3 protein-coding genes are annotated in these 2,419 nt (G+C 75.2%); all 3 read right to left on the bottom strand.

What is annotated here, in order from left to right; genetic code table 11:
• Nucleotides 1–58: 58 nt before the first annotated feature.
• The gene (locus A2U95_RS07165) at nucleotides 59–655 is read right to left on the bottom strand and encodes a malonic semialdehyde reductase (protein ID WP_166021366.1); all 597 of its coding nucleotides are present in this window, start codon (nucleotides 653–655) and stop codon (nucleotides 59–61) included.
• A gap of 221 nt (nucleotides 656–876) precedes the next feature.
• Nucleotides 877–1,125, bottom strand: a complete 249-nt coding sequence (locus A2U95_RS07160) for an exodeoxyribonuclease VII small subunit (RefSeq protein ID WP_166024897.1) — start codon at nucleotides 1,123–1,125, stop codon at nucleotides 877–879.
• 20 nt (nucleotides 1,126–1,145) lie between these two features.
• Nucleotides 1,146–2,419 (bottom strand): exodeoxyribonuclease VII large subunit (xseA, locus tag A2U95_RS07155; RefSeq protein ID WP_240957230.1); only part of this gene is annotated, 1,274 nt, incomplete at its 5' end.

Here is a 2,419-nt window from a genome sequence, read left to right as displayed (position 1 = left end):
TTCGTTCCGTCCGGCCGGCGCCGCCTCATCTCGTGGGCGGCGCCGCCGGAGCAGCCGCTCAGACGGTGGTGAACACCTGCTCGTAGGACAGGCGCGGGGCGCGCGGGTGGTGGGCGCCCTCCTCCTCGGCGATGCGGCCGATGTTGACGACCATCAGCGGCAGGTGGTCGTCGTCGAGGAACTCCTTGCGGATGCCCTCCATGTCGCCGCCGGTCATCGGCCCGGCGGCCAGGCCGGCGGCGCGGACGCCGATGATGAAGTACGCGGCCTGCAGCTGCGCGTTGGAGAGGGCGGAGCGCTCGCGCACCGGGCGCTCGGAGAAGAACATGTCCTTGGCGCCCGGGATCGCCGGAAGCAGCACGTCGAGCTCCTGGTGGAACTCGGCGTCGGCGGACAGGATCGCCGTGACCGGCGCGGAGGCGGTCTTCGCCTTGTTGCCGTCCGAGAGCAGCGCCACCAGGCGCTCGCGGGCCTCGGGCGACTGGACCAGCGTCACGCGCAGCGGCGACTGGTTGAAGGCCGTCGGGCCGAACTTGACCAGGTCGTGGATCGCCCTCAGCTGCTCCTCGGTCACCGGCTCGGGGGAGAACTTCTGGGCCGTGTGCGCCTCGCGGAACAGCAGGTCCTGGGCGGCGGGGTCAAGAGCGAGAGACATGCGTCAGCCTTTTCGGGGATCCGGTGGAACGGCGCCACTGTAGATCCGAAGAGGTTGAAAATTCAAACAAGAGGGGGCCGGTCGGTCCCCGGTCCCGCGCCGCGGCGGGCCGGACGCCGGGGCCGCACGGCGACGTGGCCGCGACGGGGCCCCGGCGGGGCGGGGCCGGGCGGCCCCCCGCGCACGGGGCCCCGGCGGGGCGGGGCCGGGCGGCCCCGCGCTCACTCCTCCGGCTCCCCGTCGCCCTCCTGGGCCAGCGCCGCGTCCAGGCGCCTGCGGGCGCCCTCCAGCCAGCGGCGGCACACCTTGGCGAGCTCCTCGCCGCGCTCCCAGAGCGCCAGCGACTCCTCCAGCGAGGTCCCGCCGGCCTCCAGCCGCCGGACCACCTCGATCAGCTCGTCCCGCGCCTGCTCGTAACCGAGCGTCGCCTCACCCGCCTCGGTCGCCCCGGCGGACCGCTCGTCGGTCATGTCGCTCATTCCGTCCGTCCTCATGCCTCGGTGTCGTGGGTGGTCCCGCCCGGGGCGCCGCTGCCGGCCCCGTCGGTGTCCGGCGCGGGGCCGGCCCGCCGGACCGTGAAGGCGCCCTCAGCGACCCGGGCCCGCAGCGGTTCGCCGTCCGCCACCTCGGCCGGGTCGCGGACGACCTGCCCGTCGGCGCGCTGGAGCACCGCGTAGCCGCGGCGCAGCGTCTGCGCGGGGGAGAGGGCCACCACCCGGGCGTGGGTGTGGGTCAGCTCGGACTCCGCCCGGTCCAGCAGGTGCCCCAGGGTGCGCCGGGCGCGGTCGGCCAGCGCCCCCACCTGCTCGGCGCGGTCGTCGACCATCCGGTACGGGTCCTGGACCACCGGCCTGGCCAGCGCGTTCTGCAGGCCGCGTTCCTCGCGGGCGACCAGCGCGTCCACGCACCGCCGCGCCCGGTCGCGCAGCTGACGCACCCGCTCGGCCTCCTCGCCGACGTCCGGCACCACCTTCTTGGCGGCGTCGGTCGGCGTCGAGGCGCGCAGGTCGGCGACGTAGTCCAGCAGCGGCGTGTCGGGCTCGTGCCCGATCGCGGAGACCACCGGGGTGCGGCAGCCGGCGACCGTGCGGACCAGCTCCTCGTCGGAGAAGGGCAGCAGGTCCTCCACGCTGCCGCCGCCGCGCGCCACCACGATGACGTCGACCTCCTCCATGGCGTCCAGCTCACGCACCGCCCGCACCACCTGCGGCACGGCGTGCACGCCCTGGACGGCGACGTTGCGGACCTCGAAGCGCACGGCCGGCCAGCGGCGGCGCGCGTTCTCCAGGACGTCCCGCTCCGCCGCCGAGGCCCGGCCGCAGACCAGCCCGACCAGCTGCGGCAGGAACGGCAGCGGCTTCTTCCGGTCCGCCGCGAACAGCCCCTCGGCGGCCAGGCTCTTCTTCAGCTGTTCCAGCCGCGCCAGCAGCTCGCCCATGCCCACCGGCCGGATCTCCGCCGCCCGCAGCGACAGCTCGCCGCGCGGCGCGTACCACTCCGGCTTGGCGTGCACGAGCACCCGGGCGCCCTCGCCGACGATGTCGGCCACCGCGTCGAAGACCTGCCGGTAGCAGGTGACCTTGACCGAGATGTCGTGCGACGGGTCGCGCAGCGTCATGAACACCACGCCCGCGCCGGGGCGTCGCGACAGCTGGGTGATCTGCCCCTCCACCCAGACCGCGCCGAGCCGGTCGATCCAGCCGCCGATCAACCGCGACACCTGGCCGACGGGCAGCGGCGCCTCGGGGGACGTGTTCACAGCCA

The organism is Streptomyces chilikensis (genome assembly GCF_001642695.1).
GTDB classification, from domain to species: Bacteria; Actinomycetota; Actinomycetes; order Streptomycetales; family Streptomycetaceae; genus Streptomyces; species Streptomyces chilikensis.
Note: the sequence above shows the minus strand (reverse complement) of the source record. Positions and strands in the feature narration are given on the sequence as shown.

Coding starts and splice junctions, on each gene's coding strand:
- A2U95_RS07160 (WP_166024897.1), bottom strand. CDS start 1,125: ATGACCGACGAGCGGTCCGCCGGGGCGACCGAGGCGGGTGAGGCGACG.
- A2U95_RS07165 (WP_166021366.1), bottom strand. CDS start 655: ATGTCTCTCGCTCTTGACCCCGCCGCCCAGGACCTGCTGTTCCGCGAG.